Origin of the sequence: Paenibacillus crassostreae, from assembly GCF_001857945.1 — a bacterium.
GTDB classification, from domain to species: domain Bacteria; phylum Bacillota; class Bacilli; order Paenibacillales; family Paenibacillaceae; genus Paenibacillus_AQ; species Paenibacillus_AQ crassostreae.
The window spans coordinates 819,537-838,397 of sequence record NZ_CP017770.1; the positions used below are offsets into that span (position 1 = coordinate 819,537).

22 protein-coding genes are annotated in these 18,861 nt (G+C 39.4%); all 22 read right to left on the bottom strand.

From position 1 onward, the window contains the following. Positions 1-96: 96 nt before the first annotated feature. On the bottom strand, positions 97-1,431 hold the full coding sequence (gene spoIVB, locus LPB68_RS03975) for a SpoIVB peptidase (protein ID WP_068657683.1): 1,335 nt from the start codon (positions 1,429-1,431) through the stop codon (positions 97-99). A 116-nt stretch (positions 1,432-1,547) separates the two neighbouring features. Continuing rightward, positions 1,548-3,272 carry a DNA repair protein RecN gene (gene recN, locus LPB68_RS03980; protein ID WP_068657678.1) on the bottom strand — a complete coding sequence of 575 codons (1,725 nt, stop codon included), beginning with the start codon at positions 3,270-3,272 and terminating at the stop codon, positions 1,548-1,550. 38 nt (positions 3,273-3,310) lie between these two features. Next, on the bottom strand, positions 3,311-3,760 hold the full coding sequence (gene ahrC / locus LPB68_RS03985; RefSeq protein WP_068657677.1) for a transcriptional regulator AhrC/ArgR: 450 nt from the start codon (positions 3,758-3,760) through the stop codon (positions 3,311-3,313). Positions 3,761-3,788: 28 nt separating this feature from the next. After that, positions 3,789-4,271, bottom strand: a complete 483-nt coding sequence (locus tag LPB68_RS03990; protein WP_068657676.1) for a hypothetical protein — start codon at positions 4,269-4,271, stop codon at positions 3,789-3,791. 66 nt (positions 4,272-4,337) lie between these two features. Continuing rightward, positions 4,338-5,180 carry a TlyA family RNA methyltransferase gene (locus LPB68_RS03995; RefSeq protein WP_068657672.1) on the bottom strand — a complete coding sequence of 281 codons (843 nt, stop codon included), beginning with the start codon at positions 5,178-5,180 and terminating at the stop codon, positions 4,338-4,340. Between the two features lie 28 nt (positions 5,181-5,208). After that, positions 5,209-7,116, bottom strand: a complete 1,908-nt coding sequence (dxs, locus tag LPB68_RS04000; RefSeq protein WP_068658646.1) for a 1-deoxy-D-xylulose-5-phosphate synthase — start codon at positions 7,114-7,116, stop codon at positions 5,209-5,211. 104 nt (positions 7,117-7,220) lie between these two features. Beyond that, positions 7,221-8,126: a polyprenyl synthetase family protein gene (locus LPB68_RS04005; RefSeq protein WP_068657669.1), complete on the bottom strand. Its 906-nt coding sequence runs from the start codon at positions 8,124-8,126 to the stop codon at positions 7,221-7,223. Next, complete coding sequence (gene xseB, locus LPB68_RS04010) at positions 8,119-8,379, bottom strand: exodeoxyribonuclease VII small subunit (protein WP_068657668.1); 261 nt, start codon at positions 8,377-8,379, stop codon at positions 8,119-8,121. The genes LPB68_RS04005 and xseB overlap by 8 nt, the downstream gene beginning before the upstream one ends. Then, positions 8,363-9,733 (bottom strand): exodeoxyribonuclease VII large subunit, encoded by a 1,371-nt coding sequence (gene xseA, locus LPB68_RS04015; RefSeq protein ID WP_068657667.1) that lies wholly within the window; start codon positions 9,731-9,733, stop codon positions 8,363-8,365. Before xseA ends, xseB begins: the two co-directional genes overlap by 17 nt. Before the next feature lie 11 nt (positions 9,734-9,744). Then, entirely contained in the window at positions 9,745-10,602 is an 858-nt protein-coding gene (gene folD, locus LPB68_RS04020; RefSeq protein ID WP_068657666.1) for a bifunctional methylenetetrahydrofolate dehydrogenase/methenyltetrahydrofolate cyclohydrolase FolD, read from the bottom strand. Positions 10,603-10,639: 37 nt separating this feature from the next. After that, positions 10,640-11,092, bottom strand: a complete 453-nt coding sequence (gene nusB / locus LPB68_RS04025) for a transcription antitermination factor NusB (RefSeq protein WP_068657664.1) — start codon at positions 11,090-11,092, stop codon at positions 10,640-10,642. A 207-nt stretch (positions 11,093-11,299) separates the two neighbouring features. Beyond that, the gene (locus LPB68_RS04030; protein ID WP_068657660.1) at positions 11,300-11,533 is read right to left on the bottom strand and encodes a DUF2273 domain-containing protein; all 234 of its coding nucleotides are present in this window, start codon (positions 11,531-11,533) and stop codon (positions 11,300-11,302) included. Between the two features lie 14 nt (positions 11,534-11,547). After that, positions 11,548-12,093 (bottom strand): alkaline shock response membrane anchor protein AmaP, encoded by a 546-nt coding sequence (gene amaP, locus LPB68_RS04035; protein ID WP_068657658.1) that lies wholly within the window; start codon positions 12,091-12,093, stop codon positions 11,548-11,550. Positions 12,094-12,168: 75 nt separating this feature from the next. Then, positions 12,169-12,576 (bottom strand): Asp23/Gls24 family envelope stress response protein, encoded by a 408-nt coding sequence (locus LPB68_RS04040; protein ID WP_068657656.1) that lies wholly within the window; start codon positions 12,574-12,576, stop codon positions 12,169-12,171. Between the two features lie 127 nt (positions 12,577-12,703). Further along, entirely contained in the window at positions 12,704-14,047 is a 1,344-nt protein-coding gene (gene accC / locus LPB68_RS04045) for an acetyl-CoA carboxylase biotin carboxylase subunit (protein WP_068657654.1), read from the bottom strand. 112 nt (positions 14,048-14,159) lie between these two features. Then, the gene (accB, locus tag LPB68_RS04050) at positions 14,160-14,651 is read right to left on the bottom strand and encodes an acetyl-CoA carboxylase biotin carboxyl carrier protein (RefSeq protein WP_068657652.1); all 492 of its coding nucleotides are present in this window, start codon (positions 14,649-14,651) and stop codon (positions 14,160-14,162) included. Between the two features lie 154 nt (positions 14,652-14,805). Beyond that, positions 14,806-15,567 (bottom strand): SpoIIIAH-like family protein, encoded by a 762-nt coding sequence (locus LPB68_RS04055; RefSeq protein WP_068657650.1) that lies wholly within the window; start codon positions 15,565-15,567, stop codon positions 14,806-14,808. 41 nt (positions 15,568-15,608) lie between these two features. Further along, complete coding sequence (gene spoIIIAG, locus LPB68_RS04060) at positions 15,609-16,247, bottom strand: stage III sporulation protein AG (RefSeq protein ID WP_068657648.1); 639 nt, start codon at positions 16,245-16,247, stop codon at positions 15,609-15,611. Positions 16,248-16,262: 15 nt separating this feature from the next. Continuing rightward, positions 16,263-17,021, bottom strand: a complete 759-nt coding sequence (gene spoIIIAF / locus LPB68_RS04065) for a stage III sporulation protein AF (RefSeq protein WP_068657646.1) — start codon at positions 17,019-17,021, stop codon at positions 16,263-16,265. A 16-nt stretch (positions 17,022-17,037) separates the two neighbouring features. Beyond that, positions 17,038-18,234, bottom strand: a complete 1,197-nt coding sequence (gene spoIIIAE, locus LPB68_RS04070) for a stage III sporulation protein AE (protein WP_068657644.1) — start codon at positions 18,232-18,234, stop codon at positions 17,038-17,040. 17 nt (positions 18,235-18,251) lie between these two features. Beyond that, the gene (gene spoIIIAD / locus LPB68_RS04075; RefSeq protein WP_068657638.1) at positions 18,252-18,641 is read right to left on the bottom strand and encodes a stage III sporulation protein AD; all 390 of its coding nucleotides are present in this window, start codon (positions 18,639-18,641) and stop codon (positions 18,252-18,254) included. A gap of 10 nt (positions 18,642-18,651) precedes the next feature. Then, positions 18,652-18,855 carry a stage III sporulation protein AC gene (gene spoIIIAC, locus LPB68_RS04080; RefSeq protein WP_068657636.1) on the bottom strand — a complete coding sequence of 68 codons (204 nt, stop codon included), beginning with the start codon at positions 18,853-18,855 and terminating at the stop codon, positions 18,652-18,654. Positions 18,856-18,861: the final 6 nt, after the last annotated feature.

Below are 18,861 nucleotides of genomic sequence, written 5' to 3' on the forward strand. Positions count from 1 at the left end.
TTATTTTTTTATTATCTTCATTTATAATTAAATATTTATTTACACTATATGACTAACTTCGTCTATTTATGACAAATAAACAAATAAATCTTAAGGCTAACTCGCCTTAAGATTTATTTGTTGGTTTGATTGTTTGGGTATTACTCCTGAATCTTGGAGCATCCATTCAATGAAACATCCATAACCTGACTTAGGATCATTTACAAAAACATGCGTTACAGCACCAATTAATTTACCATTTTGTACAATTGGACTTCCACTCATGCCTTGAACTATGCCACCAGTCTTATTTATTAATTTTGGATCTGTAATTTTTAATACAAGTCCCTTGGTTGAGGGAGCATCCTGTCTTGCTACATGAACAATTTCAACTTTGAACTTTTCTACTTGCTGACCATCCACTACAGTTAATATCTCAGCAGGACCTTCCTTAACTTCTTCCGCGAAAGCGATAGATATAGGTTCTTTATACAAACCATGTTCAGGGTTTTTTGTCATTTTACCGAAGATCCCAAAATGTGTATTACTAATAATGTTACCAAGAATATTAGTTTCCTTTAGGAAATGTGCTCTTTTCTCCCCTGGTTCACCATCTTGACTTTTGGAGATGGATGTAACGTTTGATTCAACAATTTGACCACTTCCAACTTCGATTGGAGTTTGTGTATTCATATCTGTAATCACATGTCCAAGTGCTCCATATACACCCTGATCAGGTGCATAGAATGTTAAAGTACCTACACCCGCAGCAGAATCACGTATATAAAGACCAAGCCTCCAAGCTTTATCCTCTTCATCATAAGCAGGTGTTAATTTTGTTGATAATTGCTTCTCTCCTCTTTTGAAGGAAATTTCTAGCTTTCGCTTACCGATCCCAGCTTCTTCAACTATTGTTCCCACTTTACTAATATCCGTTAGCGGAACTCCATCCATATGCGTCATAAGGTCACCTAATTGAATTCCAGCATTCTCACCTGGCGAGATTCGATTATCTTGGCTTACGGTCACTAAATGATGGCCTACGACGAGAATCCCTGCAGATTTCACTTTTACTCCAATTGTTTGTCCCCCAGGGAATACCTTTAAACCCGGAATAACTTGAATTCGTACCGTCTTGATTGGGATGGTACCGAATAATTTCAGAGTAAGTCGAGCGTTACCAATACGGTGAGAACTAAGGTTCAAAGGTTGTTTAGGCGATACTTGGAGCGTTGGAAGCGACGATCCGTTCATTTGTAATACATCGGGTCTATCCACGGATGCCTGAGCATTAACTGGAACTGCTAATTGAAGCATACTTGAATTACCTGTAAAGAGCCTAACATCATTAGGTATAGCAGCGAAACTTTGTACAGGTTTACTTGTACCAAGGAAACACAAAAGACCGGCAGATAATAAGACAAATAATTTCTTCCTAAGGTTGGAGCTCAATGGCTGTCACACTCCCTTATGCTTCTTTCGCTTGACGAAAGGTGGTCGCCAATTGCGTACCCTTAAGATAACCCTGCTCACAGGCTTTTATTACTGTCAATCATTACTCCAATCCTTCATCTGACAGCTTTTCTAGCTTCAGCTAACTTTAGCATTTCTTGAGCATGATGACGTGTTTTGGTCGTAATCTCAACACCACCGAGCATTCGGGCAAGTTCTTCAATCCGTCCTTCATCAGATAAATTGTCCACACTTGTCATGGTTCGTCCATCTATAATGTTCTTTTCGATTAAATATTGGTGATCCGCCATACATGCCACCTGAGGTAAATGCGTAATGGAGAATACTTGACAACTATCAGATAACTTAAAGAGCTTCTCTGCAATGGATTGGGCGGCTCTACCGCTCACTCCAGTATCAACTTCATCAAAGATAAGTACTGGGATTCGATCATGTCGAGCGAATATCGTCTTCATAGCCAACATTATTCTTGAAAGTTCCCCACCTGACGCAATTTTACCAAGGGGTCTTAATGGTTCTCCAGGGTTAGGGGATATCATAAATTCAACATTATCCATCCCTTGCTTCGTTAATCGTACCTTATAACCTTCCACTTCATAACCACGTGGATCCTCAAGCAAATCATGTTTCACCTTAAGTGTCGTCCGTTCCATTTGAAGGTCTTTCAGTTCACTTTCTACCTGGGATGCTAAATCAGCCGAACACATTTTTCTAGCCTCACTCAACTCATATGCAACCTGAAGTAAACCAACAAGAAGTTCATCACGTCGTTGAATTAGTTTCTCCACATGTTCATCTTTATTTTCTAGTAAATCACTTTCCTTTTTGATCTTATCGTAATACTCAATAATCTGTTCAACACTGTCGCCATACTTCCTACGTAACGTGATGATTAAGTCTAAGCGATGTTCAACTTCTTCCAATCTCTCAGGATTAAATTCAATATTCTCTCGATAATCCCTTATTTGAAAAGCGGCATCTTCAAGCTGGAAATAAGCAGATTGTAGTTGCTCAAGTATAGGTTTTAACCCATTCTCATCATAATTAACTATGTCTTTAAGCAATGAGACAGCAGAGCTTACATAACTCACGCCATGTTGTCCATTCAGAATATTGTATGCCCCTGATACGGAATCCATCATTTTCTCACTATGAGATAGCTTGACCCTTTCCTCCGCTAACCATTCATCTTCACCAGGTTTTAATTGCGCTACAGCGATTTCCTCCAGTTGGAATCGATATAAATCTAGCATCTGAAATGACTTTTGACTAGTACTTTGCAGCTCTCGCAATTCCTTTTCAACTTTGACAAAAACAGAATATTTCTCCTGATAACTCGCCTTTAGTGGTCCGATAATATGCTCACCATATGTATCTAGAAGATATAAATGTCTTTCCGGTCGAAGCAAGCTCTGATGCTCATGTTGTCCGTGAATATTAACTAATTGCTCTCCAACTTCACGCAGCATCGTAAGATTCACAAGCTGTCCGTTAATTCTAGAAGCACTCTTACCTTGAGATGTAATTTCACGTCGGATAACTAAATACTCCTCATGATTACATTCAATACCAATCTTAATTAGTGCATCCCACACGGGGTGGCCTTCCTGCAGCTCAAATAATGCTTCAATCTCAGCCTTATCACATCCATAACGAATAAGATCAGCAGATCCTCTTCCTCCTGCTAATAGACCAAGAGCATCGATGATGATTGATTTACCAGCACCAGTCTCTCCTGTAAGGACATGAAATCCCGAATAAAAATGTACGTCAACCGATTCAATAACTGCTAAATTTCGAATGGACAAAGTTACTAACATATATCAATCCCCCCTTTGGTCTTTGCTACATTTCAAGATTAAGAAATAAAGCTCATAATTTGAGAAATCACAAACTCACTATCTTCACCAGTTCGGCAAATCAACAGAATCGTATCGTCCCCACATATAGTTCCAAGAATCTGGTTCCATTCCATATTGTCCAGCAATACGGCAACTGCATTGGCTGATCCAGGAAGACATTTCACGACAACTAGATTGCCTGTATGATCAATGTGAACGAAGTTATCTACCAGTGCTCGCTTCAATTTATTAACAGGATTGTAACGTTGTGCTGAAGGCACGGAGTACTTATATTCCCCTTCATCCGTAGGCACTTTAATTAGTGCTAATTCTTTAATATCTCTAGATACCGTCGCTTGTGTAACCTGAAATCCTGAACTTCTTAATGCTTCAACTAATTCATCCTGTGTTTCAATATCTCGTTGGGTAATAATTTCACGAATCTTTATATGCCGCTGTCCTTTCATAAAAAAGCCTCCTGATGTTTGATCATATTTATACATTCTCACCTATATACTCTTCTTCATCCCATTCGAAATGGATCTGTTTAATCACTTCTTCGTAGACATCTACATATAGCACACCAGCACAATCCGGATATAATAAGAACAAAGGTAATAAACGGTCTCTTAACGAGCTGCCTGTCCACTCTAAGGGCATTCGCTGACGTGCTATCTTAACTAAATAAATATCCCCATCTTCATTCAGCGCTACATAATCGATAAATAATCTGCTATAGAATTCCTCTTGATCCGCTTCGAAATAAAGTGGAATTTTCACTTTCCCACCAACCACTTCATATCCTTTACGTTGTAATAAATCCACGGCAGGATGTTCTAATATGTACTCATTAAAAGGGATATTCAGCTCATGCTTCAACGAAGGATTCTGAATCCAATATTTAATTAAATTGAATATGCCAATCACCATAAGTAGACCGATAATCGCCATAACGAAAAAATCAGATTTCCCTTCCACATGTATCACCTCGTAGAAGTATTCGCGAACTCTAGATTAAATCCTTTTTTCAGCAAAGAAACCCATCTATTTAGATGAGTTCCCCGTAAACGTATGTTTTGCTTCCTTGATAACTTGATCTATTAAATCTTTGATCTGCTCGTTATCCATAGGTAGTTCTTCCTCACTAGAAGTTTCCAGCCTCCAATGCGCTAGAAATTCAATATTACCCTCTCCGCCTGTAATTGGTGAGAAGGTCAACCCCTGTAAACGATAACCCAATTCTTCAGCATACGTGAGCACGGTCGATAACACGTCTTGATGAACTGCAGAATCACGAATCACGCCAGATTTACCTACCTTATCTCTTCCTGCTTCGAATTGTGGCTTAATCAAAGCTACCACACTTGAAGACTGCTGCAATAACGCCATCAAAGGTGGCAGAATAATCCGAAGTGATATGAATGAGACATCAATGCTAGCAAAATTTGGTACAGATCCTTTCAAATCGTCTGGGGTCATATAACGAAAGTTTGTTTTTTCCATGACACATACACGTTCGTCATTACGAAGAGACCAATCTAATTGGTTAGTTCCAACATCAATCGCATATACGTAATTAGCTGCATGCTTAAGTGCGCAATCTGTAAACCCCCCTGTTGATGAGCCAATATCCAACATCACTACATTCTCTAAATCAATTTCGAATAGATCGATGGCTTTCTTTAACTTCAACCCACCTCGACTGACATAAGGATGTACAGCTCCCTTCACCCGAATGACAGCTTCTCTAGGAACCTTCATTCCCGGCTTTTCAATCCGTTCTTCAGCGGCAAAAACTAACCCTGCCATAATAGCTGCTTTAGCTTTTTCACGACTATCATATAAACCTTGCTCTACAAGTAGAATATCAATACGTTCCTTTTCCATACAATCACCTAATTTCCGTCTTTACGCCTTAGGATGAAAAGCTGCTTTTTTCAACTTCATAAGGATGAAGAGTCATCATTTTACGAATCTCCTCACATACTGCTATAGCCGTTAAATTCGTTTCTTCACGTTGTTCTTTGATACTTCCATGTTCGATGAATCGATCAGGAATACCCATAACAGAAACCGTTGTATTGAATAGATAATGACTTGAATAGAATTCTAGGATTGCACTACCTAAACTTCCAGCTTCCGATGACTCTTCCAGTACAATCATATTAGTGTTTGATTGTGCTAATGATCGCAACATATCTTCATCTACTGGTTTTAAGAAGCGCGCATTCACAACCTGCAATTGTACACCTTCTCGTTTAAGTAGTTCCGCAGCTTCTAATGCTACTTGAACCATTGGTCCAACTGCTAGAACCGCATATCCTTCACCTTCACGAACCGTTTCCCATGTTCCAATTGGAATTGGAACTAATGTCTCATCAATGGCAACACCTTGTCCGTTAATCCGTGGGTAGCGATAAGCTATTGGCCCGTCATTATATTCTAATGCTGTAAGCATCATATGACGCAGTTCGTTCTCATCTTTAGGCATCATAAGAACAATATTAGGAATGTGGCGCATGAAAGCAACATCATATACACCTTGATGTGTTTCTCCATCAGCTCCAACAAAACCTGCTCTATCGATAGCGAACGTTACGTTAGCATTTTGTCTGCAAATATCATGAACGATCTGGTCATATGCCCGCTGCATAAAGGTAGAATACACTGCGAATACAGGTTTCAATCCTTCCATAGCTAACGCAGCACACATCGTTGCAGCATGTTGTTCGGCAATGCCTACATCAATCATTCGATCAGGGAATCGCTTGCTGAACGGGACAAGTCCTGATCCACCTGGCATCGCTGGTGTTACAGCCACTAATCTTGAATCACGTTCTCCAAGTTCAATTAAAGTCTGTGAGAACACATCCGTATACATTGGATTCCCTACAGATTTCAGCACTTGACCAGATTCAATCTTATACGGTGAAATCCCATGCCATTTATAAGAGTCCGCTTCCGCGGGTGTGTAGCCTTTCCCCTTCGTTGTCAGTACATGAACAAACACAGGGCCCTCTACATTATCCGCTTGTTGGAAAGCTTCGATTAATTTCGGAAGATCATGTCCGTCAACCGGACCTAAGTACGTAAATCCTAATTCTTCAAAAAGAATGCCTGGGACAACCATATATTTAAGGCTGTCTTTTAATTTTTCTACAGTTTTGGCTAATTTACCACCAATCGCTGGAATTTTCTTGAGCAATCCTTCAACTTCATCTTTCGCTCTTAAGTAATGGCGATCCGAACGGATTTTACTTAGATAATTGTGCATCGCACCTACATTTGGAGCAATAGACATCTCATTATCATTTAGGATTACCATTAGTTTTTTCTGCTCATGACCAATATGATTTAATGCTTCAAACGCCATACCACCCGTTAACGCACCATCACCAATGATCGCTACTACTTTATTATCTTCACCCTTCAAATCTCTTGCAAGAGCCATACCCATGGCAGCTGAAAGAGACGTACTACTATGTCCCGCTTCCCAGACATCATGTTCACTTTCTGATCTCTTTACGAAGCCACATAATCCATTATATTTTCTTAACGTATCGAACCGTTCCATACGACCCGTTAGTATTTTATGAACATACGCTTGATGTCCAACATCAAATATGAATTTATCCGTAGGACTGTTATAGGAGTAATGAAGGGCAATTGTTAACTCCACTACCCCTAAATTAGATGCCAGATGCCCACCCGTAACAGACAATTTCTCAATAAGAAACTGTCGTATTTCACTCGCAAGAGAGGCTAGTTCATCAACCGATAGAGACTTTAATTGTTCTGGTTGTTCTATTTGTGGAAGCTGCACTTGAATCTCCCCACTTTTCTTCAATAGGATTTGTTTATATTTCAATTCTAAAATCTTTCCGCTCATTATATCACAGATACACTATTTAATTAAAATAGCTAAGATTAATGATCTCTACTGACCAAATAATCAGCTATTTCCAGCAAAAGCTCTGGATAAGGAAATTGTGCATTAAGTATAATTTTTTTAGCTTCTTCAGTATGTCTTTTAACTTCCATTTGTGAATTTTCAAGTCCAATGAAAAAAGGATACGTCACTTTATCTTGTTTAATATCACTTTGTGTTTTTTTGCCCAATTTAGCCTCATCACCGATTAGGTCTAAAATATCATCTTGAATCTGAAAGGCCAGCCCTAAATGTTCTCCAAATGTTCGAAGTGCTTCAATTTTGGTCTCTTCAGCACCAGCAATACGCCCACCAGCCATAAGAGAAAATATGATTAAATCACTCGTTTTATGAAGGTGTATATACTCTAGTTGGGATAAATCAGTTAATCCTTGCTCACCCTCCATGTCCGCAACTTGACCACCCACCATTCCTCTTGGCCCAGACATTTCTGATAATTCCTCAATAATCGTAAGCACTTGATCTGCTGGAATACCGTGTTTACGTGGAATTTGCGATAAATGGTAGAAAGCATGCGTTAACAGCCCATCACCGGCAAGAATCGCCATTGCCTCACCATATACTTTATGATTAGTCAGTTTACCCCGTCGATAATCATCATTATCCATGGCAGGAAGATCATCATGAATGAGCGAATAGGTATGTACCATTTCCACAGAACATGCTACTTCAATAGCTGCATCACGATTACCTTTAAGTGCTTCACATGCCGCAATCACTAGTAAGGGACGTAAGCGTTTCCCCCCAGCTAGAAGTGAATACGTCATGGACTCTTTTAAGTTAACAGGCACATCCCAAACGGATGGGATTATATTTTGTAAGGAGGATGTCATTCGATCCGAAACATCCTCAATAAAATGTTGTAATAGCGGAGTGCTAGTCATTAGAGTTCCCACTTTCCAACTCTAATGAAGTACCAAAAGGTTTTTTGCGAATTTGGCCATCTTCCTGTACAATCATTTCGATTTTTTGTTCTACAACTTCGAGCTTCTGACTACATAATTGTGAAAGTGCCATTCCTTTTTGAAATAACTCAATCGCCTTTTCCAAAGGGACATCACCGTGCTCGAGTTCGTCAACAATCGCTTCTAATTGGCTCATTGCTTGTTCAAACTTCAGTTCAGTTGCCTTCGCCATGTTCCAGATCATCCTCCTTCACTGCCCATACCTGAGCATCGAATTGGCCGTTATTTAACCTTATTTTTACCAAGTCGCCTAGCTGTACGTCACGAATTGATTTAATTAAATGTTCTTCCTTCTCATCATAGATAAGACTGTAACCCCTAGACATTACTTTCAAAGGACTAAGCGCATCAAGTTGCTTGATCGCTGTTCCCAGCTGATGTTTATTCGTCTTATGAATGGACGCCATCGCCAAATGGAGCTGATGTTCATTCTTCTCTCTTTGCTTTTTTGCTGCAGCCAACTGATCTTTCGGATTGAAACGTAAAAGACTTTGATGTATACGTGATTTCTTCTCTTTACTTAGCTTTACTCCAGATGACATAGATCTCGTTAGTTGTTGATGCAACTTGTCCAGCCGTTCCGAGTGTTGTAGTAACGATCTTCGAGGGTGTACCATCACTGGTGACCGTTGCAATGCTCCTAGACGCTCACGATAATTGGATACCCGTTGTTTCAATGATTGACGCAACTGACGTTCTATCACCTGAAGAGTGGCTTTCATATCTGACATGTTGGGGACTGCTAACTCCGCAGCTGCTGTAGGTGTAGCTGCTCGTAGATCAGCAACAAAATCAGCAATTGTAAAATCAGTTTCATGACCAACGGCTGAAATAATAGGGATTTTTGATTTATAAATAGCTCTGGCAACAACTTCCTCATTAAATGCCCATAATTCCTCTAAAGATCCACCACCACGGCCTACGATAATCACTTCAACCTCTGCTAAACGGTTCAATAGCTCTATCGCCTTAACCACTGAAGGTGCAGCGTCTTTACCTTGTACCATTACAGGGTGCAATATAATATTCGCTAGCGGATACCTTCTCTGCAAAGTAATCATGATATCCCTTACCGCAGCTCCCGTTGGCGAAGTGATTACACCAATCGTTTGCGGATATGTAGGTATAACCTGCTTATGTTCTTGGGTGAATAACCCTTCTGATTCCAACTTTTTCTTTAATTGTTCATAGGCAAGATATAAGCTACCAATCCCATCTGGCTGCATATGCGTGGCATAGAATTGATATTGACCGTCTCGTTCATATACCGTTACATTACCTCTCGCAATTACTCGTGACCCTTCTTTAGGTAAAAAGGGTAATTTTTGATTATAAGATCCGAACATGATAGCACGAATCCGACTACTCTCGTCTTTCAACGTAAAGTACATATGTCCGCTAGAATGATGAGTGAAATTAGAGATTTCGCCTCGAATCCATACGTCAGACAACACTGAATCCGAGTCCATCTTCATCCGGATGTATCGGTTTAAATCTTTAATGGATAATACATTCTGTTGGTCCATGACAGACCCCTTTATGACAATCGGTGATGCCGTTTAGCAGCGATCAACGTATTCTTCATTAGCATAGTAATCGTCATCGGTCCAACACCACCTGGTACAGGTGTGATCGGTCCAGATACTTCTTTAACACTCTCAAAATCAACATCTCCAGCCAATTTACCATTATCTAAACGGTTCATTCCAACATCAATGACTACTGCTCCAGGCTTCACGTAACTTGCATCTATAAAGTTAGCTCGTCCAATAGCTACAACTAGAATATCAGCTTGTCGTGCAATTTCAGCCATATTAGCAGTGCGAGAATGACACATCGTTACGGTTGCATTCTCACGTTGAAGCAATAATGATACAGGCTTTCCAACAATATTGCTCCGACCAATAACTACTGCATGCTTACCGGATATTTCAATTCCAGCACGCTTTATAAGTTCTATAACACCTGCTGGAGTACAAGGGAGAAGACTATCATCCCCAATGACCAAGTTTCCGACATTAACAGGATGGAATCCATCTACATCTTTTTCCACAGCGATTGCATTAATAACAGCCTTCTCCTCAATGTGACTAGGAAGAGGCAATTGAACTAAAATCCCATTGATACTCTCTTGATGATTAAGTTTATTGACTAATGCCAACAAATTCTCTTGGGATGTATCTCCAGGCAGACGATGTACTTCGGAGTAGAAACCTAAATCATGGCAAGCTTTCTCTTTATTGCGAACATACACTTGAGAAGCAGGATCCTCCCCCACTAGTATGACAGCAAGTCCTGGGGTAACCCCTTTTCTTACAAGATCCTTCACTTCCTCTATCATGAAACTACGGATTTCATCTGATATTTGTTTACCGCTAATAATCATTGCTGTCATCATCATCTCTCCTCAAATTAAGTATATAAATATAATTCTATTGACGTTTTTCTTTAAGTTCCTCAATATCACCAATCATATTCCCAAGAACACCATTTACGAATTTCCCAGAATCATCAGTTCCGAAATGTTTAGCAAGGTCAATAGCTTCATTCACGACAACTTTAGCTGGAACATCCTCTTGATAGATCATTTCATAAGTAGCTAAACGTAATATTTGACGATCTACACGGGATAAACGACTAATCTGCCATCCAACTAAATAATGACCAAGTAATTCATCAATCGCCACTTTGTTACTCCATGTTCCATTAACTAATTTTAATACGTATTCCTTCAGCTTGACTGCATCTTTAATTACTCTTTCAGTCTCGTTCTCTTCAGAGGCTTCTTCTAATAAAGTAGTTACAGCCTCATCACTTTCTACCAAATTCATTTCCATTTGATACAAACTTTGTACCACGATCTCTCTTGCTATACGTCTCTTCATAATTATCCCGTCCCTCTCTTGATCTCATAAACAATATAACCTAATTGTATTTCAGGCCTCGGTTGTGCTTTTTGATGAACTATTAACAAAGTATAATGTAGAACTTATGCTTTCTTAATATTCACAAAAAAAACCCAAGAACACTTTCTCCAAAAATTGGCCTGGCATAGCTGCAGCTCTTCTTCCGGAGAAAGCATATCTTAGGGCTCATTTAAAAGGGCGCCACTGTTTCGATAACCATTGCACAATTTCTCTCCAATGAAACAAAGATCCTTGTTGCAAGTCTTTTCTTTTACCGAAAGTGTATCCTATGAACACTACTAATGCAAAGAACAACATATCCCAAAAACCTGAAATCAAATAAACAATTCCTAATATAATACCACTAAGACTTCCTATAATTTTCCCACTGTGATTCTCCCACATTTCTTTCCAGTGCATCGGGAAATCCACCTCTATTCCACTCGACTCTTAAAGCTTGGTGATTGTGCGACATTAGCTATAAATACAGATACATTGGCCACAGGAATACCCGTAGTTTCTTGCAAATAATCATGAATCTGCTTCTGAATATCGGACGATAAATCTGGAATAGAATATTCCCCATCTACAATAGCGCGAATTTCGATATCAATTCCTGCTTGGACTACTCTGATACGGGACTTCAAATCTTTAACACCACGAACTTTTGACGCCGCTTTAAGACATAGATTCTCGATCGTTTCCACAGAAATTTGAATATCACCAAACTCTGTCCTTTGATCAATTGATGGAATTTTAACTCGATCTTTACGGATAGAAACATAGAAAAAGCGAAGACTAAGAAGAAATAATATAACTAATACAACGATCGCTGTAATAAACACACCATAGTCTAATTCTTTAATCCAATTCGTTGATACTTCTAACACACCACTAAGATGAAGGATTGCAGCTATAGAAAGAATAGCGATAACCAAGCTATAGAAAAACAGCAAAATTCTATCAAGTATTTTAGCCACGAAACAATCCTACCTCCCAAAAATTATAGTAAACCCTCGACATGAACCGTCGGGGGTTTAGATGCCAATCATCAGTTATTTAACACGTTGGCTAAAATCAACCTCTTCATTCTTCTCTGTTTGTTTGAAGATAACATCATGAATATGAACATTAACTTCGACCACACTCAGACCTGTCATGTTCTCAATCGAACGTTTTACATTACTTTGAATTTGAGCAGCTACTTCTGGTAGACGATAACCATATTCAATAATGACAGATACATCTATGGCAGCTTCCTTCTGCCCTACTTCTACTTTCACACCTTTGGATTGATTCTTTCGGCCAAGAAGTTCCGCAATCCCGCCAGCAAATCCACCACTCATACCTGCTACACCACTAATTTCAACTGTAGCCAATCCTGCGATCACTTCAATCACTTCAGGAGCAATCTTGATTTCACCGATATCCGTACGTTCAAACTCAGTCGGTAATGTACTCATAATTAATTCGTCACACCCTCCAAGTAAATTATCTGACAACAATAAAGTTACATATCGTTAATCAGGCACGTAAAAATTGATATTAATACTATATCATTTAGGGTTCGTTAAGACAAATAAAGGTTTATCAAATATCATTTTCTTCAAGGAATTTGATATCGAAATCCCCTTCAATAAATGTCGGATGATTCAGAAGTTTTTGATGAAAAGAAATCGTCGTTTGAATTCCCTCAACTGTAAATTCAGATAGAGCACGTTTCATCTTCGCAATTGCTTCTCGACGCGTTGGCGCCCATACAATTAACTTCGCAATCATTGAATCATAGTATGGAGGAATACTGTAACCTTGATAAGCCGCACTATCTATACGCACACCAGGACCTCCTGGGGGCAAGTAGAACGTTATTTCACCTGGACACGGCATGAAATTCTTCTCAGGATCTTCTGCATTAATTCGACATTCAATAGCCCAACCATTGATAGAAATGTCCTCTTGCGTGAAGGAAAGTGATTGACCTTCAGCAATAGCGATCATTTCCTTAATAAGATCGACGCCAGTTACCATTTCAGTTACAGGATGTTCAACCTGAATACGTGTATTCATCTCCATGAAATAAAACTGTTCATCAGTTCCTAGGAGAAATTCGAGTGTTCCTGCACCTGAATATTGAACTGACTTTGCAGCCCGTATAGCTGCTTCACCCATCCGTTCACGTACATCAGGTGAGAGCACAGGACATGGAGCTTCTTCTAGCAATTTTTGTCGGCGACGTTGAACCGAACAATCACGCTCACCCAAATGCACTACATGACCATAATTGTCAGCAATAATCTGAATTTCCACGTGTTTCATTCCAGTTAAATATTTCTCTAAATACACACCAGCATTACCAAAAGATTTCTGAGCTTCTTGTTGCGCCGCCGTAATCTGTTTAATTAATTCATCTTCATTCTCAGCAATACGAATACCCTTGCCTCCACCACCAGCAGTTGCTTTGATGATCAACGGATATCCAATTTCCCGACCAATGACTATTGCTTCATCCAAATTGTCAACAATTCCATCAGAACCAGGTATTACGGGTACCCCTGCTTCCTTCATTGTCAACTTAGCAACCGATTTATCACCCATTCTAGTTATTGCATCTGCGGATGGTCCGATAAAAGTAATATTGCATGATTCACATATCTCTGCAAAATCTGCATTTTCAGCTAAAAAACCATATCCAGGATGTATCGCATCACATTCTGTTAGCGTGGCAACACTCATAATATTGGCAACATTAAGATAACTATCTTTTGACGAAACCGGTCCAATACAATAAGCTTCATCTGCTAGACGGACATGAAGTGATTCTTTATCTGCCTCTGAATATACGGCCACTGTAGATATATCAAGTTCCCGACACGCTCGGATAATACGAACCGCAATCTCTCCTCGGTTCGCGATGAGTATTTTATGAAATTTCATTGCAGGTATCATCCCCTTAAAAGGTTTCCGAAGGAAAACTTTCTCCGGAAGCATAAACTTAGTTATCCGAAGGAAAACTCACTTCGAAAGCATTTACTTTATTTTAAATATTTTACTCAGGTTTTACCAAGAATAATGGCTGTCCGAATTCTACCAATTGGCCATTGTCAACCAATACTTCAACAATTTCGCCTCTTACTTCTGCTTCCAATTCATTCATTAATTTCATAGCTTCTATAATACATACCGTTGATTTAGAATCTACCTTATCTCCTTTGCTCACTAGAGGAGCTCCTTCAGGAGATGCAGCTCTGTAGAATGTTCCCACCATTGGGGATACTATTTTATGTAATAATGATTTCGAATCTACTTCGACTTGTTGTACAACCGTAGCCGTACCTTGATCAGATCCATAAGTTGTTTGTTGCACATGTAGAGGGGTCGTTGGATGAATCTGTGGTATGGAAGGTTGAACGTTAATGACTTCCTTTTGCCCAGGTTTACGAATAGATAGACGACTACCTTCTTCTTCAATCTCTAGCTCATGAACAGAAGATTCATCTAATAATTTGATCAATTCCTTAATTTCACTCAACTTAAACATTTTCAATTCACTCCTTCAGCTTTCAAAACCGCATAGCATATGACATGCACACATATACAGATATGTATTATATCACAAACGAAAGAAATGGAAAGAGCCCAGACCTAGTTGGGCTCTTTATAATATTAAACTATTTTAGGGATTATTGGATAGTTTATGGAGCAACATTTCTCACACTCACCTTATTTTGAGAAACATTTAATTCTTTCATTACCAGTTCCACGATGTTTACAGCCTGTTTCACATCCAATTTTTCGGTCAACACCAACACTTCATACTCATTATTCTCCTCTTTAACCACAACTTCATCGTATTGTTGATGAAGCTCCTCTTCGATTCCTGTTATAATGGACTCTTTTTCTTCTAAACTTTTCAATTCATCATTTGCTTTTGCTAATTCTTCTGGTGTACTTTGCTGATTATCTATCATTACATATAGTTCGCTCTCTTTTTTCATGTTGTTTTCTTTACGTTCCCATTGATATGAGTCCAGAGCACTTCTGCCCGATACCGCTTGCGAAGCAACTTCTTTTAGCACTTCATCATCACTTTTGCTCTCGGTTACTTGCGCTGTATCTGTTGACACTTGCTCTGTAGGCTTAACTTCTGCTACTTCAGGAGCTGTTACTTCAGGAGCTGTTACTTCAGGAGCTGTTACTTCAGGTGTTTCTACTTCAGGCACTGCTACATCAGCTACGTCTGTAGTTTTTGTGGGATCACTTGCTTCACCTTCCGTGACCACTTCAGTAATGACTAATTCCTCATTATCAATTGTTTGCTGCTCTACAACCTGTTGGCTATCAGCAATTGGAACTGTTGAAGTACCCGAATCTTCTGTGAAAAGATAATAAGCTGATAATATCACCATCAAACTGAGCATGGATACTAACCATATTGTTTGTCTTTTATTATTCATTCCTAATTTCCTCCTTCGTTTTCTTGAAAAGTGGTGTACCTTTATTCTTGTTTACGTGGTACGACTGAAATTCTGTAACTGGGTACATTTAATCCTTTGGCTACAGCATCAACAATTAGATTTCGAACTACTTGGTTCTCTGCCCCCTTAGCAACGATTAGCACCCCCCTAACTTGTGGCTTAACTTTTTTCGTAATGATTGGAGTTTCGCTTCCTGAAGATTCATAAGTTACTATTTCACCATCACGGGTATATTGGGTTGTACTTCGTTTGCCGCCATTGGAGTCATTTTCCTCCGATGTTTGTTGGGTATCTTTCACATTCCGCTGAATGACAATTTCTTCTGTAGAATCAACTGTAACTAATACATCTACCGTACCCACTCCGACTATTTTTTCTAAAATATCTTTGATGTTACTTTCGAATATCCCTTCAATATTTCCAAAGGAATCCAACTGCTCTTCTGCATTTTGGAATGTTTCTTGAGTTAACATTGAGCTTGGTGGTTCTCTGCCTATATTCTCATTTTCCACCTTTTTCACATTGACAAAGGAATTGAATAACACAATTGCTACACCTACCAACCCTAGTATAATCAGCCAACGAAAAGCCGATATTCTTCCGGATCCTCCATTGCTCCCACCTACCCATTGCTCTATTTTCTTATACCATTTCCCCAATACCCATCACCCCCTTTACACTTTGGAATCTCCAACGACTAGTACACGAATTTGTTCTGTTTTTAAATTCCACTCATTACTAAGTAATTGTTGAATATCTTCTGCCCCTTCGATCTGTTGCGTTAATCCCTCAACTGACGAATTATTCACAGATCTATCGTCCTCAGAATAACTATTCTTACTATCTATAGGTTTCATATCGACCTCCACCTTTACTGGCGCGATGGGAGTGATAGCGATAGGTGTTGACAACTCCTGATCTTGACGATCATCTAACTTTCCCAGTTCATCTTCCACTTCGAGTTGTAGCACGACATCAACAGATATGATGTATGGTGATTCTGGTTCATTTACCTCATTCGTTGAAGGTAACTCGAGTGCAACCTTTACTTCTTGCACTTGTTTAGAGATCTTCTCTTCGATTTGTTGCTTCATTTGTCTTGCAACCTCTTCACCAGCCCATAGCAGACTCTGACCTTGTTGTTGATGTTCTATCTTCTCACCTTGGGATAAAATTTGTTGTAATGTCGTCTCTTTCCCATTCGTGAATTGTGCTGCATTGGTATCTTGATTCTGAAAAGCCGCACTCAATTTCATTTCAGGTGAATCCGTAAATAGACTAATAATTGGCTGCAACAAAGTGAGCAGTATAAGCAGACTGAGAACAAGCTTGACATAACGTTCCATGGATCGGCTGGGGAGAATAAGATCAACAAACGTAGCCAGAAGTACAATCATAATGACTTCTTTTATCCATTCGTTTAACCAAGTCATAGCATCTCTCCCTTCATCACCTCATCATGACCGTTATATTGCCAGCCATCAGCAAGATCGTAATTGCCAGAAAGAACATTAATCCAACAACCGCCATAGCTGCAAATACAAAGATCATGCTTTTACCTATCGTCTGTAAGCAAGTCACGATGGGAGTATCCCCTAGAGGTTGCAAAACGGCTGCTGCCAGTTGATAAATTAGTGCTAGAGTTAGAATTTTAATGGCTGGAAAGGCACACAAGAACAGGATAATGATGACGCCTACCAAGCCGATTGAATTCTTAACTAATACCGAAGCAGAAATCACCGTATCTGTTGCGTCTGCGAACATTTTGCCAACGACTGGGATGAAACTACCAGATACATATTTTGCTGTACGAATGGTCACTCCATCTGTCACGGAACTTGTGATTCCTTGAACTGAAATGACACCTAGAAAAATGGTTAATAATATCCCCAACAACCCAACACTAATTTTTTGCAATAGATTAGCCAACTGCGTCAGTTTATATTTATCAGACAAGGAGCTCACAATGTGTAGTAATGCTGAGAAAAATAGAAGTGGAAATATTGTCGTATGAACCACCGCTCCAACGGTATGAATCATAAACACAATTAAGGGATGCGTAACCGATACGGTCACAATATTCCCCATAGATGCTAGTAAGGAGAATAACAGTGGTAGCATAGCCATCATGAAATCAATCATTTGATTGATCGCACCTTTTGCGTAACCTATGGCTACGGAGAAACTATTAATTGCAATGACCATAACGACCATATAACATAGGGAGTAGGCAACCTTACTAACGTTATTTCGTTCAAAGGCAGTCTGCAAGGTCTCCAGTATTAAGCTCATAATACTTAGCATCACAATGGATACTAGAAGCTTTCCGTTGTATAGCACTTCATGCCAGAAGTAGGAAGTTAAACCTTTCAATATATTCTTGATGCCAAAACCTTCACCACCAGGAAGTAATATATCCATAAAGGAAGGGGTTTTCTGATCAGGAAAAAAACCACCGTAATCTTTCATCAATTGATCCCAATAACTTTCCACCTGATCTTTTGGCAAGTTATCAGCCTGCTGTTGTATGAGAGTATTCGCTGGAGATTCAGCGTAAACGTCACCTCCCCCTATCAGCAGAAAGAATAGGATCATTACAAATAAATTTATATTTTTCACGTCTGGAGAACGGTAGCTTCCTAACATGGTTATATCCCACTTTCTTAGGTAGGCAGCAGCTTCATGACTGTTTCAATGATGATTCCAATGATCGGTATAGCAAGTACCATAATAAGCACCTTCCCTGCCAGTTCGATCTTGGATGCGATGCTCTCCTGCCCTGCATCCCTTACGATCTGGGACCCAAATTCAGCAATATAAGCAATACCAATGATTTTGAGAATAGTCTTCAAATATATCATTTGAACTCCAGCTGATTCTGCCATGTTTTCTAATTCACGAATCACAGTATCAATCTTTCCAATCAAGAACAGGAATATCAGAATACTAGTAGATGCCGTTAACAGAAAAGCAAAAATGGGCTTCTGTTCTTTAATAATTAGAATTAGAATCGTAGATATCAACCCGAGCCCAACAACTTGTATAATTTCCATAATGACTCTCCTACTGGAATAGAAAAATAGACTTGATCTCTTGCAGCAGGTCATCAAGCATTCGAACAACCATGAACAGGACCACAACAAAACCGATAAGCGTCACCCAATGAGCCATATCTTCTTTCCCCATCTGCTTGAGCACTGTGTGAATCATGGCGATGATGATACCGATTCCCGCAATCTGGAAGATGGCGTTCACATCTATATTCATTTCCTG

Excerpts from the sequence above, each read along its gene's own strand:
- recN (WP_068657678.1), bottom strand. The coding sequence starts at position 3,272 with ATGTTAGTAACTTTGTCCATTCGAAATTTAGCAGTTATTGAATCGGTT.
- ahrC (WP_068657677.1), bottom strand. The coding sequence starts at position 3,760 with ATGAAAGGACAGCGGCATATAAAGATTCGTGAAATTATTACCCAACGA.
- LPB68_RS03995 (WP_068657672.1), bottom strand. The coding sequence starts at position 5,180 with ATGGAAAAGGAACGTATTGATATTCTACTTGTAGAGCAAGGTTTATAT.
- LPB68_RS04005 (WP_068657669.1), bottom strand. The coding sequence starts at position 8,126 with ATGACTAGCACTCCGCTATTACAACATTTTATTGAGGATGTTTCGGAT.
- xseB (WP_068657668.1), bottom strand. The coding sequence starts at position 8,379 with ATGGCGAAGGCAACTGAACTGAAGTTTGAACAAGCAATGAGCCAATTA.
- xseA (WP_068657667.1), bottom strand. The coding sequence starts at position 9,733 with ATGGACCAACAGAATGTATTATCCATTAAAGATTTAAACCGATACATC.
- folD (WP_068657666.1), bottom strand. The coding sequence starts at position 10,602 with ATGACAGCAATGATTATTAGCGGTAAACAAATATCAGATGAAATCCGT.
- nusB (WP_068657664.1), bottom strand. The coding sequence starts at position 11,092 with ATGAAGAGACGTATAGCAAGAGAGATCGTGGTACAAAGTTTGTATCAA.
- LPB68_RS04030 (WP_068657660.1), bottom strand. The coding sequence starts at position 11,533 with ATGCACTGGAAAGAAATGTGGGAGAATCACAGTGGGAAAATTATAGGA.
- LPB68_RS04040 (WP_068657656.1), bottom strand. The coding sequence starts at position 12,576 with ATGAGTACATTACCGACTGAGTTTGAACGTACGGATATCGGTGAAATC.
- accC (WP_068657654.1), bottom strand. The coding sequence starts at position 14,047 with ATGAAATTTCATAAAATACTCATCGCGAACCGAGGAGAGATTGCGGTT.
- accB (WP_068657652.1), bottom strand. The coding sequence starts at position 14,651 with ATGTTTAAGTTGAGTGAAATTAAGGAATTGATCAAATTATTAGATGAA.
- LPB68_RS04055 (WP_068657650.1), bottom strand. The coding sequence starts at position 15,567 with ATGAATAATAAAAGACAAACAATATGGTTAGTATCCATGCTCAGTTTG.
- spoIIIAF (WP_068657646.1), bottom strand. The coding sequence starts at position 17,021 with ATGACTTGGTTAAACGAATGGATAAAAGAAGTCATTATGATTGTACTT.
- spoIIIAE (WP_068657644.1), bottom strand. The coding sequence starts at position 18,234 with ATGTTAGGAAGCTACCGTTCTCCAGACGTGAAAAATATAAATTTATTT.
- spoIIIAD (WP_068657638.1), bottom strand. The coding sequence starts at position 18,641 with ATGGAAATTATACAAGTTGTTGGGCTCGGGTTGATATCTACGATTCTA.
- spoIIIAC (WP_068657636.1), bottom strand. The coding sequence starts at position 18,855 with ATGAATATAGATGTGAACGCCATCTTCCAGATTGCGGGAATCGGTATC.